Annotated in this window: 3 protein-coding genes; 1 reads left to right on the top strand and 2 read right to left on the bottom strand. The window is 51.0% G+C overall.

The window, feature by feature from the left end; translation table 11 throughout:
* Nucleotides 1–576, top strand: a 576-nt coding sequence (locus VIN66_RS02940) for a LysR substrate-binding domain-containing protein (protein ID WP_331922599.1), incomplete at its 5' end; no start/stop codon positions are given.
* 2 nt (nt 577–578) lie between these two features.
* Here the strand turns inward: VIN66_RS02940 and VIN66_RS02935 are convergent.
* Both VIN66_RS02935 and VIN66_RS02930 read right to left on the bottom strand, forming a co-directional pair.
* Nucleotides 579–1,343, bottom strand: a complete 765-nt coding sequence (locus tag VIN66_RS02935; RefSeq protein ID WP_331922598.1) for a substrate-binding periplasmic protein — start codon at nt 1,341–1,343, stop codon at nt 579–581.
* 8 nt (nt 1,344–1,351) lie between these two features.
* The coding region (locus VIN66_RS02930; RefSeq protein WP_331922597.1) for a hypothetical protein at nt 1,352–2,970 on the bottom strand (1,619 nt) is incomplete at its 5' end.

Here is a 2,970-nt window from a genome sequence, read left to right as displayed (position 1 = left end):
GAAACCATAGGTTGCTACCTGCTGCCGCCACTTATGGCTAAATTTCGCCAGCAATACACCGGGGTCGAAATCCGGTTGCAGATCTGCAATAGCAGCGAAGTACAAAATCAGTTAAGGCTGCAACATGCGCAGCTTGGCTTTATTGAAGGGCCTGTACTTAGCAGTACGTTCCAACCCCAATACTGGCGCAAGGATAGGCTGGTACTGGTCGCAGCAGCCGATCATGGGTTGCCGGATGATGCCAGCCAGCTGCAGCAGCAAACCTGGATAGTGCGCGAAAGGGGGTCGGGTACCCGTGCCGTGCTGGAACATGAACTGGCCCGTTGTGGCTGGTTACCGGCGAAAATTATGGAGCTGCAACGGCCAGAGGCGATTAAGCAGGCAGTAAGGCACGGTTTGGGAATTGGCTGTCTGCCGCTGCTGGCAGTACAGGATGAGCTGGCACAGGGCGTATTGCTGCAACTGCCGAGCCCGCTTAAGCTGGAGCGACAGCTAAGCTTGTTGCAGCATCAGCATTATCAGGCACCACTGGTGCAGCAATTTATTCGCTTTTTGCAACAGGCCGACGTTGCGTAAGACTATTGCGGGTGTTGCTGCGGCAGCAGCGTATGCAGGATTTGCTGATACTGACCCGAATGGCGCAGCTCGGTTAAGCTGGTATTAAACAGTTGTATCAGCGCTTCGGCGCGAGGATCTTGCTTTGACAGTAGCAGGTACATCGGCCGCAGCTCAAGGGCTGGTGTCAGGTAATCTATCCGGTCGCTGTCGGCCGGCATTTTTTGTTGCAGCAGATATAAACCATTGAGTTTGTCTGCCGGTACCAGATCTACCCGGCCTCTGGCCAGCATCTGAAACGCCTGTTCATCCTGCGCGACTCTGACCAGATTGGGCTGGCTTTGCAACAGCCCTTCTGGTTGCAAATAGCCTTGTACTAATGCCAGTCGAAGCTGTTGCCGGGCGATGTCGGCGTAATCATGATACTGAATTTGCTCGCTTTTACGTTTAAAGAACACTATTTGGTTGGCATAAAGTGGCTGAGAGTAGTAAAAGTGCTCCGCGCGCTCATCATCATACCAGGCGGCAATTAAACCGATATAACTGGCTTGCTGGCTTTCACGGTAAGCGCGGGCAAACGGCATAAACTCGACGTCTATCTCTATGCCTTGTAACAAAAAGGCCTGACGCACAATTTCGGTGACAACTCCTTGCTGCGGCAGGTCTTCGGCATAATGCGGGTAGTAGTTACTGCTGGCAAGTTTAAGGCGCTCTGCCTGTGCTGCTGGTGGCAATACAGCGAGCATTGCCATTAGCAGTGGGACAGTAAAACAAAGCGCCTTATGCATAGCGAGCCTTAGTCGCTGGCCGTTGATGGTGGCAGGTTGGCACTGGCCTCAGCGTCCTGTTGCGGGCTGGCAAGGCTGGCCTGATCTGCGGTCACCGGCATAGCACGCGACTGCTGGTTAATCTGGTAAATTTGTTCGGTATTAGATAAATCCTGCTGGTTTTTAATGCTGGCGATGGTTTCGCGGTCAGATAAGAAACTGCGGATATCGTCCAAAATAGCCTGCATTTCCTGCGGGTTGTCATTCATCTCCAGAATATGGCGTGGGTGCTCAACATTTTTTGCGCCGCTATCGGCGAAGGTGCTGCTCATAATGCGTGATGTAATCACCCAGGGCGTCAGTGATGAGCGCATCACATAATTCTCTGAGGCGGTAGAATCGTATATGCCTTTACCGGTAGTCAGTTTACTCTCGGTGTAAGTGCCTTCGCATTTTAAATACACCAGTAACGAGTCAAAGTTCAGTTCGGCCCAGAAGGTATGACAATAGTTTTGCAACAACCGGCCAAAACTGTGGCAAATCAGCCAGCTGAACAGCAGGCTGAGAATAAACTGACTCTCGTTGAACAGATTGACGGCAAACTGTTGCGTTGTTGCATCGCTTGGCCGGACTATCGCCTGAAACTCACTAATTAACGCCAGTAAGGTTCTGGCTTCAAACAACAGATAAAACAGTATAAAGGGCCCGACCAGAAGCAGAACCTGGCCTAACACCGTTGCCCACAACCGCAGCTGCTTAAACAGCGCTGTATGTTCAAGCGGGGCATAGGCGGGTTGTGTTTCAATCATCATCTCGCCGCTGAAATTGCCTTTGCTTTCCGATTGTTCATTCAGGTTAGGATTCAGCTCGCGGTATACCCGGTTTGGAATTTCCTTGTAACGCCGGTTTGCCATTACAATATTATCGATATTAACGAACAACTCCCGCGGATGAATGTTCTCCTGCCAGTTTGCCCGGTACTCTGCCACTTTGGTTTGCGCCTTTACCTGCGCGGTGCGCTGTTTTAGCAGTAAAAACACTAAGGCGCCACTGACCGCTGCTAACAGCAGTACCAGTAGCAGTTGTGGTGTTACCGCAAAGCTGTGTAACTCAGATTGCTGCAGGTCAGCCACAAAGCGGGCAATGTCGCGTTGCTGTAGCAGATAGTTGATCAGCAGCCCCAGCAGTACCGGCGCTAAAATGGCAAAGGCCATAATTTTCGCCAGTTTCAGGTTGCCCTGGGTTTCAATACTTTTCTCTGCCTGGCGATACACTGCACTGGCACTGCGCCAGCTGAGAATTAAATATACCACCAGCACAAACGAGAAAAACGGTAATAAAATCTCGCCGGTGTTGCCCGCCAGGCCAGTCAGGCAAACAAAAGCAGTTAACGCATAGGCGACCAGAGCGATAACAGTGGCAATCAAAGCGCCGGAGAAGCGCTGTGCCAGATTACACATCGGGTAGGGTAAGAAAATAAGTTTTGGTACCAGCGTATGCACCAGACGGGAGATAAAACCCACAGGCTCGACAAAGGTTTTATTTTTGCGGCCCATCAGCATTTCTTCTAAATCAATGCTTTTATAGTGCGGTTTTTCCAGTTGGGCGGTTTCACGCTCAGACTTACTTAAGTTTGGTGCCAGTGAGG

Source organism: Rheinheimera sp. (assembly GCF_036568245.1).
Taxonomy (GTDB): Bacteria; Pseudomonadota; Gammaproteobacteria; order Enterobacterales; family Alteromonadaceae; genus Alishewanella.
This window is presented reverse-complemented; position numbering and strand designations above follow the sequence as displayed.